The 23320-nt window shown below is 39.4% G+C and carries 13 protein-coding genes and 2 pseudogenes; 10 read left to right on the top strand and 5 right to left on the bottom strand.

Features of this window, described 5'->3' with window-relative positions; all coding sequences use genetic code 11:
- Nucleotides 1–223: 223 nt before the first annotated feature.
- The 9 genes from H6G48_RS08765 (at nucleotide 224) to H6G48_RS08725 (ending at nucleotide 18600) form a co-directional block, all read left to right on the top strand.
- Complete coding sequence (locus H6G48_RS08765) at nucleotides 224–4045, top strand: type I polyketide synthase (protein WP_190721067.1); 3822 nt, start codon at nucleotides 224–226, stop codon at nucleotides 4043–4045.
- 56 nt (nucleotides 4046–4101) lie between these two features.
- The gene (locus H6G48_RS08760) at nucleotides 4102–4821 is read left to right on the top strand and encodes a Rossmann-fold NAD(P)-binding domain-containing protein (RefSeq protein ID WP_190721064.1); all 720 of its coding nucleotides are present in this window, start codon (nucleotides 4102–4104) and stop codon (nucleotides 4819–4821) included.
- A gap of 170 nt (nucleotides 4822–4991) precedes the next feature.
- Entirely contained in the window at nucleotides 4992–6749 is a 1758-nt protein-coding gene (locus H6G48_RS08755; RefSeq protein ID WP_190721061.1) for an SDR family NAD(P)-dependent oxidoreductase, read from the top strand.
- Between the two features lie 45 nt (nucleotides 6750–6794).
- Nucleotides 6795–11798: a short-chain dehydrogenase gene (locus H6G48_RS08750; protein WP_190721058.1), complete on the top strand. Its 5004-nt coding sequence runs from the start codon at nucleotides 6795–6797 to the stop codon at nucleotides 11796–11798.
- A gap of 138 nt (nucleotides 11799–11936) precedes the next feature.
- Nucleotides 11937–13511, top strand: a complete 1575-nt coding sequence (locus H6G48_RS08745; RefSeq protein WP_190721054.1) for a PfaD family polyunsaturated fatty acid/polyketide biosynthesis protein — start codon at nucleotides 11937–11939, stop codon at nucleotides 13509–13511.
- Nucleotides 13512–13546: 35 nt separating this feature from the next.
- Entirely contained in the window at nucleotides 13547–14719 is a 1173-nt protein-coding gene (locus H6G48_RS08740) for an MFS transporter (protein ID WP_190721051.1), read from the top strand.
- 64 nt (nucleotides 14720–14783) lie between these two features.
- A complete protein-coding gene (locus H6G48_RS08735; protein ID WP_190721048.1) occupies nucleotides 14784–16061 on the top strand; it encodes an NAD(P)/FAD-dependent oxidoreductase in 1278 nt (425 codons plus the stop codon).
- A 619-nt stretch (nucleotides 16062–16680) separates the two neighbouring features.
- Nucleotides 16681–17517, top strand: coding sequence for a PEP-CTERM sorting domain-containing protein (locus tag H6G48_RS08730; protein WP_190721045.1), 837 nt, complete (start codon nucleotides 16681–16683; stop codon nucleotides 17515–17517).
- 141 nt (nucleotides 17518–17658) lie between these two features.
- The gene (locus H6G48_RS08725; protein ID WP_190721042.1) at nucleotides 17659–18600 is read left to right on the top strand and encodes a PEP-CTERM sorting domain-containing protein; all 942 of its coding nucleotides are present in this window, start codon (nucleotides 17659–17661) and stop codon (nucleotides 18598–18600) included.
- A gap of 506 nt (nucleotides 18601–19106) precedes the next feature.
- On the opposite strand, the pseudogene H6G48_RS08720 reads toward H6G48_RS08725, so the two are convergent.
- From H6G48_RS08720 to H6G48_RS08700, 5 genes and pseudogenes are all read right to left on the bottom strand, one after another.
- A pseudogene (locus tag H6G48_RS08720) lies at nucleotides 19107–19287 on the bottom strand (DUF4277 domain-containing protein); the annotation flags it as partial.
- A gap of 140 nt (nucleotides 19288–19427) precedes the next feature.
- The gene (locus tag H6G48_RS08715; RefSeq protein ID WP_002761936.1) at nucleotides 19428–20321 is read right to left on the bottom strand and encodes an ABC transporter ATP-binding protein; all 894 of its coding nucleotides are present in this window, start codon (nucleotides 20319–20321) and stop codon (nucleotides 19428–19430) included.
- 221 nt (nucleotides 20322–20542) lie between these two features.
- Nucleotides 20543–21316: an ABC transporter permease gene (locus H6G48_RS08710; protein ID WP_002761938.1), complete on the bottom strand. Its 774-nt coding sequence runs from the start codon at nucleotides 21314–21316 to the stop codon at nucleotides 20543–20545.
- 63 nt (nucleotides 21317–21379) lie between these two features.
- Nucleotides 21380–22003 (bottom strand): HEAT repeat domain-containing protein, encoded by a 624-nt coding sequence (locus tag H6G48_RS08705; RefSeq protein WP_190721039.1) that lies wholly within the window; start codon nucleotides 22001–22003, stop codon nucleotides 21380–21382.
- Between the two features lie 183 nt (nucleotides 22004–22186).
- Nucleotides 22187–22450: pseudogene (locus H6G48_RS08700) on the bottom strand (DUF29 family protein); the annotation flags it as partial.
- Nucleotides 22451–22854: 404 nt separating this feature from the next.
- On the opposite strand from H6G48_RS08700, the gene H6G48_RS26220 reads away from it, so the two are divergent.
- Nucleotides 22855–23262, top strand: coding sequence for a hypothetical protein (locus tag H6G48_RS26220; protein ID WP_242034587.1), 408 nt, complete (start codon nucleotides 22855–22857; stop codon nucleotides 23260–23262).
- The last annotated feature ends 58 nt before the right edge of the window (nucleotides 23263–23320 follow it).

The raw sequence follows: 23320 nt of genomic DNA, 5'->3' as shown, positions 1-23320 counted from the left end.
GGCGTTACAAAGAGCGTGATGGACTGCTCTAGTTACCAGATTTTTCCCCCCCCGAACGCTTACTAAAAATCATCCATTTGTGAGAGTAGATCATCCATTGTATAAACGGGGAACTCTGCCTAAACTGAAGCTAAAGGGAATCAAACAATTCTTTGTTCATTCTTTAAGAACTATTCGTTGTCTCTACAGACTGCTATATTATTGATTGGAGAACACACCTACAATGTCTGCTCAATCCTCAACCTCTAGCCTAACTGCTTTACAAAAAACACCGATCGCTATTATTGGAATGTCGGCCTTATTTGCTAAAGCCAAAAATTTACAGGAATATTGGGAAAATATTCTCGGTAAAGTGAATGGAATCACTGAAGTTCCAGAAAGCGCCTGGAATTTAGAAGATTACTATGATCCAGACCCGAAAGCACCAGATAAGACCTATGCTAAATGGGGGGGCTTTTTGCCTAAAATTGATTTTGACCCCTTAGAATTTGGTCTGCCACCTGATACGTTAGAAGCTTTAGATTCGGCTCATTTACTTGGTTTAGTGATGGCTAAACAAGCTTTAGAAGATGCGGGTTATAACCAAGGAAAAGAGTTTAATCGAGAAACAACAGGGGTTATTTTAGGAGGAAGCGGACTCTGGAAAAGCATTACTCCCTTAACCAGTCGTCTGCAATATCCTCTCTGGAAGAAAATTTGCCAAAAAAGTGGTTTATCTCAAGAACAAACCGACAAAATTATCGAAAATATGAAGGCTGCCTATGTGCCTTGGCAAGAAAATTCTTTCCCCGGTATGTTACCAAACGTCGTAGCAGGTCGTATTACTAATCGCTTTGATTTAGGAGGAACTAATTGTGTGGTGGATGCAGCCTGTGCGAGTTCCTTAAGTGCTTTAAAAATGGCGATCAGTGAATTAATTGAAGGCCGTTGTGACATGATGCTTACAGGGGGCTTTGACACGGATAATTCCATCCTTAACTATATGTGTTTTAGCAAAACTCCAGCTTTTTCTAAGAAAGATTGTCTCAATCCCTTTGATGCTACCTCCGATGGCATGATGGTAGGGGAAGGATTGGGAATGCTGGTGATTAAACGGCTTGAGGATGCAGAACGAGACGGAGATCGCATCTATGCAGTGATTAAAGGCATCGGGACTGCTAGTGATGGTCGTTTTAAAAGTATCTATGCACCGCGTCCTGAAGGTCAAGTTAGATCCTTACGGCGCGCCTATCAAGAGGCGGGATTTTCTCCCGCTACCTTGGGGTTAGTTGAAGCCCATGGTACTGGAACACCAGCAGGAGATTTTTGTGAATTTACAGCCCTGAATGAGGTTTTTAGCGAAAATAACGCAGAAAAGCAAACGATTGCTCTGGGTAGTGTCAAATCTCAAATTGGTCATACCAAGGCGGCGGCGGGTGCTGCAAGTTTAATTAAAACGACTTTGGCCTTACATCATAAAATTCTTCCTGCTACCATTAACATTACCGAACCCAACCCTAAATTTAAGATTGAAGACTCGCCTTTTTATCTCAACACCGAAACCCGTCCTTGGTTGCCCAAAGGAAAGACACCGAGACGGGCCGGGGTTAGTTCCTTTGGCTTTGGGGGAACAGATTATCATGTGGTGTTAGAAGAATATACGCCCAAATTACCCCAAGGAGAAAATCGAATTCATCACCGTCCCCAATCAATTTTACTCTGGGGTCAAAATCCTGAAGAATTAAGGCAAATTTGTCAAAAAGCTCTAGAACAGTTGCAATCTCCCCAAGGGTCACAAGTTTATATTGAACTACAAAATCAAAGCAAATCGGCTCAACTTCCCTTAAAGGTTGCTAGAGTGGGCTTTGTCGCGACTTCCTTGGCGGAAGCTATTAAATTACTGCAAGCAGCCGTTAAACAGTTGCAAAAACAGCCTCAAGCAGAGGCATGGGAACATCCCCAAGGTATTTATTACCGTAAGACGGGGTTATTACTGGAGGGAAAAGTCGTAGCATTGTTCCCCGGCCAAGGTTCTCAATACCTGAATATGGGTCGAGAAATTGCCCTAAATTTGCCAGAAATCCAAACCGCTTATCAAAAATTGGACATATTGAGAGCTAAAGCGGGTTTAACGCCCCTTTCAGCAGGAGTATTTCCGATTCCTACCTTTAACGAGGTGGACGAAAAACGGCAAACCTCTTTACTGCAACGGACGGAAAATGCTCAACCTGCGATCGGGGCTTTCAGTGTAGGACTGTATAAAACGTTGCAAAAGACGGGATTTAAGCCAAATTTTGTGGCCGGTCACAGTTTTGGGGAATTAACCGCACTCTGGGCCGCAGGCGTTTTCACCGACGACGATTATTATTACTTGATCCAAGCTAGAGGCCAGGCTATGGCCGCACCGAAAGGAGCAACCCCTCAAGGGGCGATGTTAGCGGTGACGGGGAAAGTATCTCAGATAGCGCAATGGGTTGAAGGAATGGCCAATGTGCAGATTGCTAACTATAATGCACCTGAACAGGTGGTATTATCGGGATTAGCCTCAGAAATTGCCACTATTGAGAAGATTTTAAGCTCTCAAGGCTATCAGGTTACGCCTTTACCCGTGTCTGCTGCTTTTCATACTTCTCTAGTACGTCATGCTAGTCAACCCTTTGGGAAAGCGTTGGATCAAGTGACGTTTCATGCGCCCCAACTTCCAGTTTACGCTAATGTGACGGCAGCCCCTTATCCCAAAGATTTATCGGGGATGCGTCAGCTTTTAGAAGCTCAGTTGTTGAATTCGGTTCAGTTTGTCCAACAAATTGAAAATATTTATGCTCAAGGCGGATATTGCTTTGTGGAAATTGGACCGCGCCAAATTCTCACTAACTTAGTTAAACAGATCTTAGGCGATCGCCCTCATCTGGCCATTGCACTCAACCCCAGTCGGCAAAAGGACAGTGATGTTCAACTCTCACAAGGAGTAATGCAGCTTCGAGTTTTAGGTTTACCGTTAAACGATCCGGAAAATGCAGCTTTGACGGTGAAGACTCCTTCAAGCAAACGCAAAGGTATGACCCTTAAGCTGAATGCAACCAACTACATCAGCGATAAAACCAAAGCTTTGATCGGAGCTGCATTACAACCTGATTCACCTGCGGAAATAGAACCTTCAGTTGATTTCCAAACGGTTGAATCTAAGTGTGAGGAAGTGAAAGGGTCGGAAAACGAGGAAATTTTAGCCTCTATTCCTTCCGTCAACCCTTATCCTTCTGATTCTCAGCCTCTTTCAGAGGAAATTCCAACACTCAATTTATCTATTGTTTCTCGAGATCAAACTGTAACCATGACTATGAACAACGCTATTTCTAACAACATCAACCCTCTTTTACAAGCATTCAACCAATATCAACAGAGTCTTGCCAAGGTTCACGAAGAGTATATTAAACATCAATCCCAGAGTTTTCAGTCAGTGTTGCAGTTATTCAAACAAAAAGAGATGACAGCAGTTGCTCAAATTGACGAGCTCTCTGCGGCGGCTGCTGCTTCGGAGAATTCAAAATTTGATCGGCCAAATTCAGAGGTTTCCTCTGTTAGCTTTCCTGATCCTACCCCTTTTAAGTCTGAACCTCAGCCCTTACGAACTCTAGAACCTCAACCTTTAAACACTGCACCTCAACCCTTACCGACTCCCGAACCTGAACCCGTTCACATTTCCCCCATTGTCAACTATTTAGAACCTCGTCAACCCATTGCACCCATCTCTACACCTGAACCTGTGTCAGAAGTGAGCGAACCTTCTTTAGACTCCATTCAAGATGATGCGCTGAGTCAAGCCTTATTAGAGGTTGTCAGTGAAAAAACAGGCTATCCTACGGAAATGTTGGCATTAGAAATGGATTTAGAGGCAGATTTAGGCATTGACTCGATCAAACGGGTAGAAATCATGGGAAGTCTGCAAGAAGCTTTCTCTGGGTTGCCCAAACTTAGCCCTGAAGCGTTAGCAGAAAAACGTACCCTAGCCCACATTGTTCAGTACTTGAGGGAGAAAATGATGGTGACAGAAAAAAAAATAGCTTAGTTGTTACCTCTACCCAGTCTAACCATCGAAAACACGGTGATATTGGACGTTATCAAATGAAACTGAAGCCCCTTGCTGCACCAGATTATTGGGATTTTCCCTCAACCCCTGATCAAACCTGTTTGGTGACCGATGATGGTTCATCTACTACTGCCCAAGTTGCTCAAAGTTTGCTAAACCAAGGCTGGCAAGTTGTGGTTCTCAGTTTCCCTCAATTCCTTATTCCTGTGCGTTCTTCTCTTCCTGCGGGGGTTCGACATTTTGTTCTCAATCATTTAAGTGAAGAACATTTACAAGCACAATTGGGAGATATATTTAAAACTTGTGGACTGATCGGCACATTTATTCATTTACATCCTCTCTCTCAGGGGTTTAATCAAGATCAAGAGACTTCAATTAATCCTGATCAAGCGATTGTTAAACAAGTGTTTTTACTAGCCAAAAATCTTAAATCTTCTCTGACGCAAGCGGCCAGTCAAGGACGCAGTTGTTTTCTCAGCTTAACCCGTTTAGATGGAGAATTTGGTCTCAGTGGAAAACGAGAATTTAGCCCTATTAGTGGCGGTTTATTTGGCTTAACGAAAACCTTAAATCTAGAGTGGGAATCGGTCTTCTGTCGCGCTCTAGATATTAGTCCCGACTTAGATGAAATGACAACGGCTCAAATTGTTTTAGCTGAATTGCATGATCCTAATAGCTTAATTCAAGAGGTGGGTTATACCCCAAAAGGTCGAATGACTTTGACTTGTGAATTAGTTTCTTTGAGCAGTAAATAGGGAAAAGTTAATAGTTAGAATAAAATTAGCTGGGCGCGAGCCTTGCGCCCCTACAGAATTATATTTATTTAAATAAATTACGGTATAAATTCTGATTTTTAGCTAATCTATACTAACTATTAACTATCAACTATCAACTATTAACTATCAACTAACACGGTATGTTACCCATGATTAATGATACTCAACTTAATTCATCTTCGGTGGTTATTGTCAGTGGTGGTGGCCGAGGAATTACGGCTCAATGCGTTATCTATTTGGCGCAACAATATCATTGTAAATTTATTTTATTAGGTCGTTCGCAAATTTTAGATACTGAACCTGAATGGAGTCTTTCTTGTCAAGATGAGTCTGAGTTAAAGAAGCAAATTATGCTACATTTAACAACTCAAAATGAAAAACCAACTCCGAAAAAAGTTCAATCACTCTATCAACAACTCTGTCAAAGTCGTGAAATTAAGCAAACCTTATCAGAGATTGAAAAAGTAGGAGGAAAAGCCGAGTATTGCAGTGTTAATGTTACCGATTCACAGCAACTAAAAGCAACTTTAAGACCGATTATTCAACGTTGGGGAGAGATTACGGGCATTATTCATGGTGCGGGAACGTTAGCAGATAAATTAATTGAAAACAAAACTGAACAGGATTTCGATAAGGTTTATAGTGTCAAAATTGATGGGTTAAATAGTTTATTAGGTTCCCTAGAAGTTAACCGATTAAAATTTATTGCCTTATTTTCTTCTTTTGTTTCATTTTATGGCAATATCGGTCAATCTGACTATTCTTTAGCTAACGAAATTTTGAACAAGTATGCTTATTTACTTCAACAAAAATATCCTAACTGTCATGTTGTTTCTATTGGGTGGGGTCCTTGGGATGGAGGAATGGTGACACCACAGCTTAAACAGTTGTTTGAGCAGCAAAATATTAAGGTTATTCCTCAACAAACAGGGGCGCAAATGTTAGCGGAAGAATTAACCCAAACTCAAGCTAAAACCCCTCAGATTATTGTCATGAGCAACCCTATTTCTCCTTCTCCTAAACTGGTTACACCGCAAAAGCATAGTTACCGTTTATATCGTCGGTTGACGTTACGAGGAAACCCTTTCGTTTATGATCATGTCATTGGGGGAAATGCAGTTTTACCCGCGATGTGTGCGTTAGCATGGATCACTAATAGTTGCGAACAACTTTATCAAGGATATCGTTTTTTAAGTTGTCATAACTATCAGGTGCTTAAAGGAGTTGTCTTTGATAAAAGTTTAGCTAATTTGTATTGTTTGGATCTGACTGAAGTTGATAAAACAGAAGATGAAATTAAATTTGAAGCCTTAATTTGGAGTGAAACCGCTAAAGGAATTCCCCTTTATCATTATCGGGGGATTATTAATATTACTAAACAAGTAATAGCTGAGAGAAAACTTGAGGAAAGTATTCAGACTGTTACGGAATCTTTCCTTAATTTACAACCCTATCAAGCAGGAGTTCTTTTTCATCAGCCCAGATTTCAAGGAATTAAGAAAATCTTAGAAATTAATAAAAACGAACTTGTTTTTAACTGTTACTTACCTCGAATTTCTGCACAAGATCAAGGACAGTTTAGTGTTCAATCCTTTAATTCTTATACGGCTGATCTCTTGTTTCAATGTCTTTTAGTTTGGGTCAGAAAACACTACAATTCTGGTAGTTTACCCCTAAAACTAAATGAGCTTGAGCAGTTTAGTTCCCTCCCTTTTAATCAAGAATTTTGGATCAAATTATCCATTAATGAACATAGTGATACTAAGGTAATTGCTAATGCACTTGCTTATAATTCTCAAGGGAAAATTTATTTAGAAGCAACTAATATGGAGGTTACTTTGAGTTCTTGTCTTAATGTTTTGTTTCTTAACAATACGGTGAATTCATCGAATACTGTTTGCTTGTAATTTTTTCTCAATTGATACCCTATTTACATTTTCACAGGAGATATTATGAAACCTTCCAAATTAGCGATCGCTGGACTAAGTGGCTTCTTTAATCAACTGTTAACCAGTCAACAACTATCAGCTTTAATTTATCAAGGAAACTCCCTTGATTATTCTAAAAAACCGATCAGTGATCATTCTTGGTCTATCCTATCAAAGATGTCTGATCAAGGGTTAAAAGATTGTACTTGTAAGATAGGAAAAAAAGTCGCTTTAATTACTGCTAATAATATTAGCAACAATCAAGAAACTGAGCTTAAAAATATTAGTTATCAATTGGAAAGATTATGGAATTGTTCCATTGTTCCCTTTCAATTAACCCAAGGATCTGATTCTTTATTAAAGTCTCTTGAATTAGCCCAAATTCTCTTAACCGCCAAAGAAGTTGATACAGTTATTATTAGTGCGCTTAATAGGAATTCTGAGTCTATTATTGGCGGAGCTTTAATCCTCAAAGATTATGAAACAATCCCAAACAATAATAGTACGCTTTTTTACGGAATTATTGATAGCTTTAGTAAAATAGTTGACCCCTTATCTTCTCCATCAGTTGCGATTAAACAAAGTTGTCAGCAAGCATTTGAAAATGCTAAGATTCACCCCTCAGATATTGGTTATTTAGCTGTTTCCTCAACAGAGATAGATCAAGGGTTATTAGAAGCTTATTATGCTAATCATAATAAGCTAACTTGTGCAGTCGGAACAGTCCAAGAGAATAATAATAACTTAGGGATAACTGAAGATTTAATTAGCTTAATTAAAACAGCACTTTGCTTAAAAAATCGTTATCTTCCTGTTTCCGCTCAACTGTTAACTTCTAATCTTACTCAAGAATGGCAAAATAGTCCTTTTTATGTACCTGATGTATCGCTTCCTTGGTTTCTTGAAAAAGGACAAGAAAAACGCTATGCTGCGCTTAATTTAGCAACTCAAAACAATACTTATAGTCATTTAATTTTATCGGAAGCAACTCCTCAAAGTACACCCGATAATGGCTATTTACCCTATGGGTCATTTTATCTATTTCCCCTCGCTGGAAATGATAGTTCATCTTTACAAAGTCAGCTTGATAACTTAACCCAGAGTATTGAAAACAGTTTCTCCTTACCCCATCTGGCCAAAGAGAATTTTATTCAGTTTCAACAGAATTCTCAATCTCCTTATGTTGTAGCAATTGTTGGGAATAACAAAGAAGCTTTACAAAAGGAAATTAAACAGGCTAAAAAAGGAATTGATAAAGCCTTTCATACAGGAAAGCCTTGGAAAAGTCCCCAAGGAAGTTATTTTACCCCTAAACGGTTAGGAAAAGTGGGTAAAGTCGCTTTTGTTTATCCGGGTGCTTTTAGCTCCTATTTAGGAATGGGAAGAAATCTTTTTCAATTATTCCCTAGATTATGGGAGAGAGCAGAGAGTTTAATTAGTGATCCTGCTACCTTTTTTCAAGCAAACTCTCTTTATCCTCGCCGTCAATCTCCCCTTTCTAAACAAGACTTAGAAACCCTAGAAACTCAATTCATTGCTAACCCTTTATCTCTCTTAGAAACGGGAACAGGTTTTGCGGTTTTATTCACCGAAATTATGCAGAAATATTTCAAGATTAAACCTGATGCTGCCTTCGGTTATAGCATGGGAGAAAGTACCATGATGTATTCATTAGGAGTGTGGCCAAATGCGGATCAAGGAAGTCAATTTGTTCATTCTTCTCCCCTATTTCATACCCGTTTAATGGGAGCTAAACAAGCCGTTGCAGAATCTTGGGGTCAACCGATAGATGAAAATTCATGGAGTAGTTATGTTTTAATGGCTACAGCTGAAGCAGTTCAAGAATGTTTAAAAACAGAAAGTAAGGTTTATTTAACCCATATTAATACCCCTCAAGAAGTTGCGATCGCAGGAGATTCTCAAGGTTGTTTACGGGTGATTGAAAAATTACAATGTGATCGGTTTCGTTCGCCTTCTGATATGGTTTTACATTGTGAAGTTATGCAATCAGAATACAATGAGTTTCTTAAGCTAAATACGGTGACAATGGGAACAGCACCTGATACTATTTTTTATTCCTCTTCTCATTATGATTCTCTGACCTTAGAACAAGAGAAAATTGGTGATCATTTAAGTCAAGGAATGTGTAAAATGTTAGATTTTCCTCGCTTAATTGAACGCACTTATCAAGACGGAGTGAAAATCTTTCTAGAATTAGGATCAGGAGGAAGTTGTTCTCGTTGGATATCAGAAACTCTTGGTCAAAAAGAGCATCTTGCATTGTGTATTAATCGTCGAGGTGCTGATGATTTAGCGACCATTATTAAGATGTTAGCACAATTAGTCAGTCATGGGGTAGAACTAGACTTATCCCCTCTTTATTTAACAGATGAAGCAGAAACCTTAGAGGCGATTTTTAAGACAGTGTTAACCACAGCACCCAAAGCTAATATCGAACCCCAAACCGAGCAACAAAATTCAATTATTCGAGAAAATACTGCTTCTCAAAAAGTCGCTGCTTTAGTTGCGTCTTCTCCTCAACTTCTTTCCCAAGTTCAAACCATTTCTACAGTTGATCATTTAAGAACAAGCGTTATTTCTTCTCATCCTAAAACCGTTAAACCTTGTTTATTTGATCAACCTGAGATTCTCGAATTTATTGAAGGTAAAGTCTGCAAGGTTTTTGGTCAAGAATATGAACCCATTGATCATTATACCCAACGAGTCAGAATGCCGTCTCCTCCCTTTTTGTTCGTCAGTCGGGTGACTCAATTAGAAGGAAAATTAGGTGATTATAAATCAGGTTTTATCGAAACAGAATATGATGTACCAGAAGATGCTTGGTATGCAGTTGATGGTCAATTAACGGTAGGAATTTGTAAAGAAGCTGGCCACGGACTCCTGATGCTATTAAGTTATATCGGGACAGATTTTGAAAATCAAGGAAAACGCTCTTTCCGTTTATTAGATTTATCTGCAACCTTCTTATTTGAACAACCTGAAAATGTTAAGTTGTTACGGTGTCGAGTTAAGATCACCTCTTCGGTTAAAACTGATGATAGCTTATTAATTTTCTTCCAAGGAGAGGTGTTAATTGGGGATCAAGTTTGGATGAAACTTCATGACGGTTGTGCTGGACTCTTTTCTGATGAAGAATTAGAAAAAGGACAGGGAATTGTGCTAAAAGAGGCTGAAGAAAAAGAAAGAAACTTGATTAAAAGACAACAGTTTACTCCTCTTTTAACTTGTTCTAAGTCATTCTTTAAAAAAGAAGAACTTCTTAATCTAAGTCAAGGAAATATTGAGGCTTGTTTAGGGAAAAACTATCAACAAAATGGCTTAAATTCTTCCCTCAGATTACCCCCAGAAAAACTCTTAATGTTAGAGAAAGTGATAATGGTAAATCCTCAAGGAGGAATAGCTGGACTAGGGTTAGCAGTGGGATCAAAACAGATCACCCCTGAGGACTGGTATTATTCTTGTCATTTTAAAAATGACCCCACTTTACCGGGGAATTTAATGATTGAAGGAAGTATCCAACTGGTGCAATTTTACTGTTTATGGTTAGGGTTACAAACTCACAGGAAAGATGCTCGTTTTCAGGTGATTCCTAATCAAACCCAAGCAGCCCGTTTTCGGGGACAAGTGACTCCCCAACATGGAACTTTAATATATCAAATGGAGGTGTTAGAAATTGGACTTTCTCCTCAACCTTATCTTCTGGCTAATGTGGATGTTATTTTTGGCGGAAAAACCATTGCTACTATTAAAAATATTGGTGTTCAACTGGTAGAAAAAACAGCTACTATTCCCAGTATTTTTCAACCCATTGAGTCAGGAACATTCCCCCAGATTTCCCAATTATCAAAACAGTCATCAGTTTTATTTAATGAAAACCAATTAAAAACCTTTGCTAAAGGATCAGTGGCTGCTTGTTTGGGATCAGAATTCGATATTTATGAAAATCGTCAATCGGTTCGTTTACCTAATGGGGAGTTTCAGTTAGTAAGTCGGGTATTAGACATCGAAGGTAAACGTCATGAATTGCAAAAACCATCGGAAATTATTACCGAATTTGATGTCAAAGAAAATGCTTGGTTTTATAACCATAATGCCTATCCCACTTTGCCCTACTGTACTTATATTGAAATTGCCGGTCAACCTTGTATTTTCTTAGGGGTTTATATGGGAGCAACTTTATTATTCCCAGAAGATGATCTTCATTTTCGTAATTTAGATGGACAGGGGACAATTCTCAAAGAAATTGACCTCCGTAATAAAACCATTACGGATAAAGTTCGTCTCCTTTCTACCACCGCTATTCAAGGGGCAATTATTCAAAAGTTTGAGTTTGAGTTATCTTGTGAAGGTGAGCCTTTTTATCGGGGAAATATGGTCTTTGGAGACTTTAGCACAGCCGTGTTAGCGAATCAAGTGGGACTTGATGGTGGAAAACGTCTTAAACCTTGGTATCAACTGAATAATTTATCCGATTTAACCCTACAGGAAATTAATTTACAAGATTCCTTAACTCACCAAACCTTCTATTCAGTAAATCCTGAAAAACCCCATTATCGTCTTTCTCAAAATTATCTTGATTTTATCGAAAAAGTTTTCCTAATTCAAGATGGGGGTAAGTATCAAAAAGGATATATTTATGCCAGCCAATCAATTACTCCCGAAGATTGGTATTTTCCCTTCCATTTCTATCAAGATTCCGTGATGCCTGGTGCATTAGGCGTTGAGTCTATTCTTCAAGCTATGCAAACTTATGCGCTGCAATTAGACTTAGGCAAATCTTTCAAAAATCCGCGTTTTGGTCAAGCCATTAATCATCAAATTACCTGGAAATATCGAGGACAAATTACACCCGAAAATCGTTTAATGTCTTTAGAAGTGCATATTTCCGATATTCGAGTCGAAGATGATGTAATCACAATTATCGGAGATGCCAGTCTTTGGAAAGAAGACTTAAGAATTTACGAAATTAAAGACATCGCCCTGTGTCTATTAGACAGTGAACAGTGAACAGAGACCAGTGTATCTCGACTACTCGGTTAGTGCATTAACCATCGAACTGCGATCACCCCAGTTACCAGTGAATAGTAAACACCCATCTTTCTTTTCCGTCAGTTTAAAGTCAACAACAATGGAGAAATAAACCCCATGTTAACTAGCCATAACCCTCTTACTAGCTCCCCTAAACCATCTATCTCCTTTGATAGTGAAGGAATTCGAGAAAAATTAGCCAATTTAGAGCAGCCTTGTTATGTATATGTCAAAAATAACCAGATAGGACTTTCTCACGAACCTAATGCTGATATACTGCCCCGTAGCATGATTAATGCCCTATCACCCCAACAATTAGGCGATCGCGCTTTTTGTGACTTTCATGGGTTAGACTATGCTTATGCAGCCGGTGCAATGGCCGGGGGTATCGCTTCCGAAGATTTGGTGATTTCTTTGGGAAAAGCTGGATTTTTAGCCAGTTTTGGGGCAGCCGGGTTAGTTCCCCAACGGGTTGAAAAAGCCATTCACACCATTCAAGAAGCTTTACCCAATGGACGATATGCCTTCAATTTAATCCATAGCCCCTCAGAGGAAGCCCTAGAACGGGGTTCAGTCGAACTTTACCTCAAATATGGGGTAAGAACTGTTGAAGCCTCTGCTTACCTGGATTTAACCCCCCATATTGTCCGTTACCGAGCATCAGGATTACATCTAAATTCTCAAGGCGATATTGAAACCCAAAATAAGATCATTGCCAAAATTTCTCGGACCGAAGTTGCTCAGAAATTCTTAAAACCTGCTCCCCCTAAACTGCTGAAAGCTTTAGTTGAACAGGGACAAATTACAGCCTTACAAGCAACTTTAGCTGAAAAAGTTCCTTTAGCCGATGATATAACCGTTGAAGCTGACTCTGGTGGTCACACAGATAATCGTTCTTTGGTTTGCCTTCTCCCTTCTATTATTGCCTTACGCAATGAGATTCAACAACAATATCAGTATGAGCGTTCTATTAGAGTGGGGGCGGCCGGTGGCATTAGTACCCCAGAATCAGCTTTAGCAGCCTTTATGATGGGAGCGAGTTACATTGTGACGGGTTCGGTGAATCATGCTTGTATTGAAGCGGGAACATCTGAACATACCAAACAATTATTAGCCCAAGCAGCAATGGCCGATGTGGTAATGGCCCCTTGTGCTGATATGTTTGAAATGGGGGTGAAAGTTCAACTCTTAAAACGGGGAAGTTTATTCCCCATGCGCGCGCAAAAATTATATGATTTGTATCAAACTTATGAGGGAATTGATGCCATTCCGACCGAGGTTCGTCAAACCATAGAAAAGCAAATTTTCCAAAAACCATTAGAGGCAGTTTGGCAAGAAACCCTTGCTTATTTTCAAGAGCGAGATCCCGAACAAATTGAACGAGCGAATAATAATCCTAAACGGAAAATGGCTTTAATTTTTCGCTGGTATTTAGGGCTTTCTTCTCGTTGGGCAACCAGTGGACAGCCACAACGAACAATGGATTATCAAATTTGGTGTGGTCCGGCGATGGGTTCATTTAACGATTGGGTTCGAGGAACTTATTTAGAATTTTCCGAAAATCGTCAAGTGGTGGATGTAGCAACTCATATTATGCGCGGTGCAGCTTATCTCTATCGTCTGCAAAGTCTGAAGTTACAGGGGGTTAATCTTCCGTCTCCCTATCATTTTTATCGTCCCACACCTCTTTAAAAACCCGCTTATAAACCTTGTGCTGGAATTTTCCCATGATGACTAAAAATGCCAATTCTCCCTTTTCTGTTGGACTTCCCGCCCTTTATTTAGTGGCCTTTTTATCGGGAATTTCCCTAGGGTTATTTAATCCCTTTGTTTCTACCCTTATGAAAGAAAAGGGTTACGACAATATTGTTATTGGAGCAAATTCTACTCTTTACTTTTTTGTCATTGCCGCAGGAACACCGATTGTGGCTAGCATTCTTCGCCAAATTGGATTAAGAAAAACCATGATGTTAGGATTCCTTTTAATGGGAATAACTGCACCTCTATTTGCCTTTACTACTCAATTATCTCTTTGGTTTATCATTCGTGGCGTTATGGGTTTGGCCTGTTGTTTATATCTGATTTCTGGACAAACCGCTATTAACTATTTTTGTAATGATCAAAATCGAGCCATGGTTAATGGTTTAGATGCTTTAGCTTTTAGCTTAGGTTTTGGTATCGGTCCGATTATGGGAGCAGTCGCCTATAATCTTTCTCCTAAGATAACTTTTTTATTAGGAAGTGGCTTGATTTTAAGTGGAATTGTTGTTGTCTTTTTTGGATTACCAGAGAAAACGGTTAAGTTTCAAAAGCCCAACTTTAGCATTATTCAAAAGCTCAAACTTCCCCTACAAGGAGCTTTTGCTTATGGCTTCAGTGTTGCCACCTTAGTTTCTCTTTATCCACTTTTTTTACTCGAACAAAACTATGGTATTGAGCGCATGGGTTTAATCTTTGGCTTGTTTATTTTAGGCGGATTAATTTCAACCGTTCCTATTACTCATTTAGCCGATAAGATGGGGAAAGTTAAGGTTTTAGTCGGTAGTGTAATTATTGTAATTGTTTCAGTTTTTGGCTTATCTTTAATCGAAAATCCCATGATTACCCCCTTTTTAGCTTTTGTCTCTGGGGTAGGAATGAGTCCCATTTTTCCCTTATCGTTAGCCCTGATTGGTTCTACCGTTACCCTTAATGAATTATCCTCCGGGAGTGCTGTCTTTACCTTAATTTATAGTGCAGGTTGTACCGCCGGTCCCATTCTATCAGCTATTGTCATGACCATGATGGGAACTCGGTATATCTTCTCATTAATGTTAGTCATTTTTGTCTTATTTTTGCTGAGTTTAAGTCAGTCCCAAAAGTCCCATCCTGACTATCAACATTCTTCGGAGAATAGTTAGGAAAGTTTCTTGAATTTTAACTACACTAATTAACCACCTTCACAATTTATTCAAGGACAAAATCATGGAAAAATTAGCAATCATTGGTTCGGGTATTTCTGGCTCTCCCATCGCCTATTATCTTCAAGATCAATATGAGGTTGATGTCTATGAAAAAAGTAGTCGTGTCGGCGGTCATGCTCACACCTTAGATTTGGATGAAGATGGTCAACGCATTTCTTTTGATACGGCTTTTGTGGTTTGTAATAAACCTAATTATCCCAACTTGATGAAATTTTTTGCTGATTTAGGAGCAGAGACTCAAGATCATTTAGGCGGATTTAATTTTTATAATTTGGATACTGGAATGCAGTTTAATTCCCTAGATTTAGAACTGCCGATGGAAGAATTTGCTCGTCAGCAATCCTCTGAATTAGTCGCTTGTTATCAAGAAGCTAAACGTTTTTTTTCAGAAGCACGGGCTGATTTTTGGGAAGGAAAAACGAGAATTTCTATGCAAGAATATCTAGATAAAAATAACTATAGCCAAGCCTTTCGAGATAACTTTGTCATGCTAATGGGGTCAGCCGTTTGGTCAATTCCTACTGATTTATTAATGGAGTTTCCCGCTTCAACTTTTATCAGCTTTTTTATGACTCATGACCAAGGAGGGTTGGGGGGAAAAACGGTCGAATGGCAAACCGTTAAAGGGGGAAGCAGTCGTTATGTTGAAAGGGTCAAAGATGCTTTAAAGAAACCCATTCGCACTGAACAAGAAGTGGTTTTTATTCAAAAAAGGGAAGACGGAAAAGTAACCGTTAAAACCACCACTGATGAAGAGGTTTATGATAAAGTTGTCATCGCTACTCATGCCGATCAAGCCTTAGAAATACTGGCTGAACCAACCCCGTTAGAAAAACAAATATTAGGCTGTTTTAAATACAATGAAACCGCCGTCACTGTTCACACTGATCCCGTTATTATGAACCCCGATCGCAGTAAATGGCAATCCTGGAATTATGGGCAAGTAACTAAAGAAGGAAAGCTTTATACTTATGTGACTTATTATGCTAACAAAGTCCATAATTTTACCGCCAAGAAAGATTATTTTGTTTCCTTAGATACCCCACCTATCGCCATTGATGAAGACAAAATTATCCGCATTCTTAAGTATCGACATCCAGCTTATGACATGAATACTCTAGAGGCCCAAAAACAAATTTATCAACTCAATGAAACCGGCCCTATTTACTTCTCAGGGACTTATTTTCACATCAAAAAACGAGGCATTGATTCCTATGGCTTTCATGAAAGTGGCATCGGTTGTGCGGTTGAATTAGTTGAACATTTGAAAAAAGGGTAATGTTTTGCAAAAGGGAAAAAGTGCAAACTTCAGATAATGTAACATATCAAAAACCCTGCACTTTATCCTCTGTGCTACTAAATGGGACTTTGACAAAAAAATAATCGCAAAAAGGGGTGAAAGCCTTATTTATCAATAGTTTTCCTTTTTTAGCCTGTAAAAATGTCAAAGTCCCATTAAGAAAGTCCCCTCACCTCTTCCCCTCTTTTACTGGAGAAGGGTGAAATGTTCTAAGCTTAATACCTAAGGCTATAAAACCAAAATTTTTCGGAAAAAATCTGGAACTTTATGGTTCTCCCTTGTATTGTTCTCTTAGGTAATTGAATCAATCAGGGTAAGCGCATCTTAACAATCCTTGACAAAATGAACTTTATGTAAGTTGCTTACCCAGAAGACGATTCAGGTATATTTGAGGAGAATTGGCCATCTCAATTGTTAAGCAAAAATCGACCAAATGGGTCGATTTCGTCACTATTCAGATTGACTGGTATCACTTGAAATGCCCACACAGCAAGCGGATCACAAAATTAGCCAATTGTCAATAGCGTTTGAGATGCTCTCACCCTGATTGAGTCAATTAAGTTACAAAAATCCGCAGGAATTATCTTGGAGTTAAAACATGAATCAAGTAACAACAAGTGTACTTTTTAGCGTTAACCAACAACAAAGGTTATTAAAGCATCAAAAACTCAAAGTTAGTGTTTTCTCCCTACTGAGTTCATTAATAGCTGGGATAACAACCCTTACTGTATCTTCATCTCCTGCAAAAGCCGAATTTCTGCCCTATCGCTTTGTCTCTGGGAAAGAAAGTATTCGACTTGATGCTACTACTTTGATATCTTTAGAAGCAATTGGTTTAACCTTATCAAACATAGACGAATTAGTACCCCCTGCTACTGGCTATGAGTTTGCTTGGCCAGTTGTTCCACCCTCTACTATTTTAGGTAATCGCGGAACTACCTTTGAGTTTCTTTTTGATCAAGAAACCGATACCTTTTTGCCAACATCAGGAACAATTGAATTTAGTGGGGGTTTTTCCTTTGCAGTTGATCCCACGAGATATAGTTTGATCTCACCCTTAGAATTAGGGGAATTATCGGTATTTTTTACGGATTATTTCTCATTTTTTGCCATCGATACTGTGACAACCAATGTGCCAATCTTGAGTGTTAATACGTTTAGTGCGCCAACGGTTGATGTTGAAGCGGGAACTTGGTTTCTTGAACCCATTGAATTAATTTTCACCCAAAAATTTAGTGATTTCCTTGTTAATGCAGCTTTGACTCAAGAAACGGCTGATCAAGTGGCCAGTGTAATCCCCGGTTTAAAATTCGGAGAAGCCAGAGGAGATCGAGGTTTTGTTCCCTTAAAAACTACTTCTGTACCTGAACCTAGTAGTTTACTTGGACTTTTAATGGCTGTTGGAACGGCTTGTATTCTTAGAAAGAAACATTAGACATCTCCAGAAAATATTCCTATAGGCTCGCTGTGAGGGTTTGAGCCTCTGTTCTAAGAATTATTGGAGATGTCTATTCACTAATCCCCTTTTTTGTTCCCCAACCTCTACTCAAGTTATAGATAGGATTGTTTAAAGCTCATGAGTAATTCTCTAATGAAATGGTTAAGTTTGGCTACTGCGACTACAACAGTTTTGATGATACCCACAACTGTACAAGCTCAAATATTTGATTATGATCGATTAGAATTTTTGGAAACTCGTCCTCTTTCCGTCAATGGAACACTGTTCTTTTTCGGAGATCAAAATCAAAATGAAGGATATGTCGGTTACTCTAATTTAGATCGAAATGCCCCAGATGCTGGACATATTGGTTTTCGTGGTGACCTGAACAGTCGCTATTATGCAACAGGCCGAGAACATAGTCCAGATCCCACAGGTGCAACCCGTTCAGCAACCCTTAAAAGTCTAACCAGTTTTCCCAACTTAATGAATTACTTAAATAACAATAATATCCCTTTAGGTAATATTGGTTATGGTTTTGGGCAGAAAGAAGGTTTTTCAGTAACTCAAGCTCTTAATTTAGGGGGAGATATTTTAGGACAAGATTGGTTTGGTCGTCAGGGTTCTCGCGTTGAAGAATTTATTTATGGTGCTAATCCAGAGGCAGTGGAGTATTATTTGCTCTATCAAAACACAAAAATCATTAATTTAGGATATTCCGATATCTTTTTTGGTGCTGATGATAATCCTGGTAGTATTTTTGGAAATCCTAATGTCTTTTTTACTAATCCTACTGTCCCTTCTAAATTCGCTGGTTTAGATGAAATAACTTCTGGAATAGCTGATGCTTTTTTACAAGATGTAGCGGCCGGTGGAGGCAAAATTCAACAAGTTTCTGAAGATATTCTTGATCCGGAGGATTTTAGTGTATCCATAAATCAAGGATTTGAAATCTTTAATTTTTCTTTTCCGATAGAAATCCGCATTGTCAGTACCCCTGAACCTTCATTAACCGTTGCCCTTATTCTTATAGGAAGCAGCGGTATTATTGGCGGAATTAGACAAAATCAAAAAAAATAAGTAGTTAATTTTATTGACTGAAAATCAGTTGAGGGAATTTTTGCTTAATCTAGTCCTCAGTAAGAAACAAATAATCTACAAATTCTACCCAAAATTCTCCATCTTGCTGAGGACTTTCCCATTTTAAACTAGATATAGATGATGTCTAGATAGGGTTGGCTGAATAAATCTAAAAACCTTGTTGGATAATATTTTTAGGCTTTTTTGAAATCAAAAAGTGCCAGCCATTGGAGGGATCGGGGGGGAAATTTAGGCTCTTCTCGACTTTCTGTGATAATTTTTGCTTATGGAATCGTGAAATGTTTACTGAGAAAGACTTTTGGGACTATTTTTCTGAAGAAACTATCATTATAGACCTCGTTTCCACACAGAAACCAGAAGAGCCAACTTTAGGCACTTTTTCCCTGAAAATTAGGTAATTGACCCCCTGAAAATCGGTAAAACCCTACACCCTATCCCCCACACCCTACACCCTACCCCCACCGAAAAACTTTTTCAGCAGACCCTAAATGCAAGGATCGGGAGACAAATCCCAATCCGTTCAGGATAATCGCTTTCACGACTTGCCCAGCTGTGACAATTTCTCCTGGAACCCATTGATACTTGTTCGTTAATAATTTCAACGATTCCTATTTCATCTATAATTCCAGCTACTAATCCTAGATGGTCTAGATTTTTAACTTGAATTTCTGTTGATTAAGTCATGGTCGAACAGCCCACTCGCCTCAGTTTTCCAAGAATATGACGGTTAAAAACGGCGATTTAACTCAATTGAGGTAAATTACCGAAAAAATGCCGATCATCAACCTTAATTCTCAAAAACTGGTTCAAAATTGATTCATAATTTCCATATAAATATGTTCTAACTGTACGGTCTGACGGGCGATAGAATCAATATTAATGCCGTCGAATGCCCGAATAATCTCGCTTAATTCTAGGTGTTCATCTAACCAAAAAGCTAAATCTTTGCCGTAAAATTTGGGAGTAAATCCTAATTGTTTACCTCGATTTATTGCAGCTTCTTGATCCTGGGTATCCATGATAATAATTTCTTTCGCAGGAATATGCTGACGCAGCTGATTTAAATTACCTTCGGCAATAATACGACCTTGTTTTAAAATTCCTATACGTTGACAGAGACGCTGTGCTTCATCGAGGAGATGGGTAGTTAATAAAATTGTCATTCCCTGTCGCCGTAATTCTCCGATTAAATCCCAAATTTCATAGCGAGATTCGATGTCTAAACCGGTAGTTGGTTCATCAAGAATTAATAATTTTGGCTGATGAACAATAGCCACGGCAATATTCATTCGGCGCTGCATTCCACCGCTTAAAGTTTCCACCGGACTACGGGCGCGATCAAGCAAATTTACTGCGGATAAACTGGTTTTGATCCGATGACGACGCTGGGGGCGATCGAGTCCATAAATCTGAGCAAAAAAGTTGAGATTTTCCTCACAAGTAAGGGATTTGTACAACAAATTTTCCTGCGGGGCAACCCCAATTAATTCTTTAGTAACTCTCGAAATTGGCAAATAATTAAAGGTAATTTCTCCCGATGAGGGTTTTAATAAATTACAAATTAAGTTAATAGTGGTGGTTTTTCCCGCACCATTGGGACCGAGTAAACCGTAAATTTCCCCCGCTTCAATATGAAAGTTTAATTGATCTAATACTAAGCGTCTTCCGTAATTTTTTTTGACATTATTAATAGTCAGCATTTTTAATAAAGTAATAAGGATAGTCAGGCTTTTTTAGGCCATCAGCCGTCAGCTAGGTAATAGTACGAATAACAGGGAAATTGGCTAATTACACTGAAAAACTAAGAAGCTGAATAACTGATGGTGGGTTACGGCGAATAGATAAATTAATGATTAAGTCTGATAATTTGTCTCCGCCTAACCCACCCTACCTAACTGATAACCGATCACTGATCACTGATTTACAGTCGGCGTTCAAGGTTTAACATTTGTCGATAGGTAAGCCAACCACCTGCTACCATAGCTAAAGCAAAGAGACAGAGAAAGCGAAAATGAGAGCTAATATCTTGCAGATTTTCGCCCTTTGCCCAAACAGCAATTAAAGCTTCATTCATGTGGTAGATCGGGTTATATTTAGCCAGAGATAGAATATTGTCGGGGAATAAAGCAGTGGGGAGAAAAACGCCGCCTAAAATTAATAAAGGAACCCCAAAAGTTCCCACCAAAGCATTAACATCTTCGGTTCTTTTCGCCAGTTGAGTACCGAGGATAAATCCTAAACCCACATAGGCGGTAATACTAAGGAAAATAATTAATAATTCTAGAGGAATTGAGCCTTTAAAAGTGGCTCCATACTGTTTAGCAATAGAATAAACTAAAACTGTCTGACAGGCGGCAATCGCACAATGGGCGAGAAAAATGCCGATAAAATAGGAAACACCGCTTAAAGGCGATAAAAATAACCGTTTAATCGTTTGTTGTTCCCTTTCTGCTACTACCGTTGCCACGGTTCCCCCCAAACAACTAAAGAAAAGTGCCGCCCCGACGAGGGTGGGAGGAGTAGCCAGAGCCATTGCCTCAGCAAGCTCAATTTTGCCTTTTTCTGCCATAATATAGCCATTTAAGAGCAGGACAAGGATCGGGAAAATGCCCCAGAGGATTAAGCTACGCCCGCGCCGGATTAATTCCACTAAAATTCGTTGAGCGATCGCTAAAATTTCCTGCCAATATTTCATAGAATGTTAGTGTAATTGTTTCTCCCTGTAGAGAAATAAGTTTTTCTACTTTGTGACTTAGGGTTATTGTAAGTGTTCCAGAGCTTGATCGGCGCGCAATCTTACCACTATTTCCGCTTCTGTCTCCCGAATCTGTCCTAAAAGTTCCCGAATCGCCCCGCGAAATGCCGCCGCCGCAGTTCCTAATCCCTGCAATCCGACGATCGCCGCATATCTAACCACCCACTCTGGATCCCCTTGCAAAAGTTTCTCCAGTGCTGCAAAAACCGCATTCTGAGCCTCAGAAACCCGACTTTCCTCCAAATCAGACCAAATTATATTTCCTAAGCCTCTAGCCGCCCCTCGCCGCACGCTAAAGGAAAAATCACTCACCGCCGCATCAAGCAATAAGTCCAATCCTCGCACATCGCCAATTCCCGCTAGGGCGCGGGTTGCCCAAGCTCTCGCCCCATAATTATAACCGTCTAGGTTGGCTAGTAAATAGGGAACCGCCGCTTTGCCGATGGCGATTAAACCGTCCACGGCTGCCACGGAGGCACCGGGGTTATTATATCTCAGGACATCGGTAAGGGTGGGTATTGCCGCCTCACTTTTGGCGGCGGCTAAATTTTCCACGGCGGTTAGTAACTCATTAGCTGAGTCGGCTTTTTCGACGGCAATAATTAAAGTCTCAACGGTAGGGAGCATTGGTTATCAGTAGAAGGGATGAGGGGTTAGGGAGTGGGAATTAGGAATTAGGAATTAGGAATTAGGAATTAGGAATTAGGAATTATAAATTATGAATTATGAAGTGGGAAGAATAAATAAAAATAATCTCCTGACGACTGATTCTTATGTCCTAACCCCACTGACAAACTTTTAAAGATAATTTTATTGCCAAACTTTTTTCTGTAAAATCTGACTAATTTCTGGGGGAAAAGGACAATCATCGGTAAAGTTAAAGGATTGATAATCGGGGTTATCTCGCCAGCTTTTTAAAGCCGTGGCATAGCAATCTAAAAATACTTGCTCCCAGTAGGGTTTTAAACTAGGAGAATCGCTCAAAAGTTCTTCTAGTTCCCGTTGACTGCGCCTCATAGTTTCTTGCCAACCTCGATAATCTTCAACGTAGTCAGCATAGCAGAGTTTGAGGCAGTGTGTTGACTTCTGCCCAAACTTTCTATCGTTCCAGATCAGCAGCAGCGAGTAACCTTCGCCATTGTACCAAAGACTCCATACCGTCCGCTACACTAGGGGTGTCAAGCTGTTTACTAAGGTAGCATCCAGCCTACCCAGGATTAGAAATAAAAGCATGGTTCCCATTAGCTACTGAAATAACAGCCCGTTTCAAAGATAGTCAAAATCATTTTCAGTTTGATCAAACCTACGTTTCTCTAATAGCTTGGCTGCCCGAAGCGGTAATTTATGGCAAACCCAAGATTCTAGATGTATGCGTTGTCTCTGGCTTTTCAGTGGCTAAAGCGAGAGATGATCATTATCATAATCCTCCTGATTACCTTGTTCTAGAACCCGAAGATACAAGCCAAAGGAGAGCAAATTTGCAACAAACAAATACGAATAGATACAAATTTCAAGGAACGGACGAAGAACTATTTCAAGCTGAAGAAATAGTTAATTCTTGGGGAAATGATGGCAGGCTTTATAAGCCGACACCAGAGTATCAAATGCTCTTGCGGGAACTGATCACTCGCTTCAAATATAGATTAGACAATAATTTTGCCAAAATGGACAGGATTTTACATCCAGGAATTGAGGATTTTAAAAAGCGTGTTTATCGAACACAGTTCTCTGGAATGAAAGTTGGACAGTGGAACAGGCTTTTAGCTAGTCGTCGAGAGGAGTTAATTAAATCTGCTTTCAGAGAACACCTTGGCATTAAAGAAGGGAACATTGTTGACATCCTCGCCGCCCTAAAAGTGCGGCGATTCCTAAACCTCACGATTTAAGTTTCTGCTTCCACCACCGTCGCATACCACAGTTAAAAAACCATGTACTGTCTTACAC

The sequence above is a fragment of the Microcystis flos-aquae FACHB-1344 genome (assembly GCF_014698375.1).
GTDB classification, from domain to species: Bacteria; Cyanobacteriota; Cyanobacteriia; order Cyanobacteriales; family Microcystaceae; genus Microcystis; species Microcystis aeruginosa.
This window is presented reverse-complemented; position numbering and strand designations above follow the sequence as displayed.

Excerpts from the sequence above, each read along its gene's own strand:
- H6G48_RS08735 (WP_190721048.1), top strand. The coding sequence starts at position 14,784 with ATGGAAAAATTAGCAATCATTGGTTCGGGTATTTCTGGCTCTCCCATC.
- H6G48_RS08715 (WP_002761936.1), bottom strand. The coding sequence starts at position 20,321 with ATGCTGACTATTAATAATGTCAAAAAAAATTACGGAAGACGCTTAGTA.
- H6G48_RS08705 (WP_190721039.1), bottom strand. The coding sequence starts at position 22,003 with ATGCTCCCTACCGTTGAGACTTTAATTATTGCCGTCGAAAAAGCCGAC.
- H6G48_RS08750 (WP_190721058.1), top strand. The coding sequence starts at position 6,795 with ATGAAACCTTCCAAATTAGCGATCGCTGGACTAAGTGGCTTCTTTAAT.
- H6G48_RS08725 (WP_190721042.1), top strand. The coding sequence starts at position 17,659 with ATGAGTAATTCTCTAATGAAATGGTTAAGTTTGGCTACTGCGACTACA.
- H6G48_RS08760 (WP_190721064.1), top strand. The coding sequence starts at position 4,102 with ATGAAACTGAAGCCCCTTGCTGCACCAGATTATTGGGATTTTCCCTCA.
- H6G48_RS08765 (WP_190721067.1), top strand. The coding sequence starts at position 224 with ATGTCTGCTCAATCCTCAACCTCTAGCCTAACTGCTTTACAAAAAACA.
- H6G48_RS08745 (WP_190721054.1), top strand. The coding sequence starts at position 11,937 with ATGTTAACTAGCCATAACCCTCTTACTAGCTCCCCTAAACCATCTATC.
- H6G48_RS08740 (WP_190721051.1), top strand. The coding sequence starts at position 13,547 with ATGATGACTAAAAATGCCAATTCTCCCTTTTCTGTTGGACTTCCCGCC.
- H6G48_RS08730 (WP_190721045.1), top strand. The coding sequence starts at position 16,681 with ATGAATCAAGTAACAACAAGTGTACTTTTTAGCGTTAACCAACAACAA.
- H6G48_RS08755 (WP_190721061.1), top strand. The coding sequence starts at position 4,992 with ATGATTAATGATACTCAACTTAATTCATCTTCGGTGGTTATTGTCAGT.
- H6G48_RS08710 (WP_002761938.1), bottom strand. The coding sequence starts at position 21,316 with ATGAAATATTGGCAGGAAATTTTAGCGATCGCTCAACGAATTTTAGTG.